The sequence below is a fragment of the Olleya sp. Ti.3.14 genome (genome assembly GCF_038154885.1).
Taxonomy (GTDB): domain Bacteria; phylum Bacteroidota; class Bacteroidia; order Flavobacteriales; family Flavobacteriaceae; genus Olleya.
In genome coordinates, this window is sequence record NZ_JBAKAO010000059.1 from 1 (window position 1) to 296 (window position 296).

Sequence of the window (296 nt, forward strand, 5' to 3'; positions counted from 1 at the left end):
TACCTAAAATATTTAACCGGTATTTATCACATTCCATAACAACGTCACCTTTGGTTTCTTGTTTTATGTTTTCTTCAGTATTTTCTAAAACGTATTTAAAAGCAATTGAAATATTGTTGTAACCTTTAGCTTTGTTTGAAACTTCGTTTAAAAGTTTATTTGCTTGGTCATCCTGCGCAAAAATGCTACTTGTAGCTAATAAAAATAATACTAAAAATTTTTTCATTTTAAATGTAATTTATTTTTTTTCGTTTTCTAATAGTTGATCAAGAGCTACTAAATCTACAACTAAAACC

1 protein-coding gene is annotated in these 296 nt (G+C 26.0%); it reads right to left on the reverse strand.

Annotated features, from left to right (window positions below):
* Positions 1–226 (reverse strand): LolA family protein (locus V6251_RS15275; protein WP_445933625.1); only part of this gene is annotated, 226 nt, incomplete at its 3' end.
* Between the last annotated feature and the right edge of the window lie 70 nt (positions 227–296).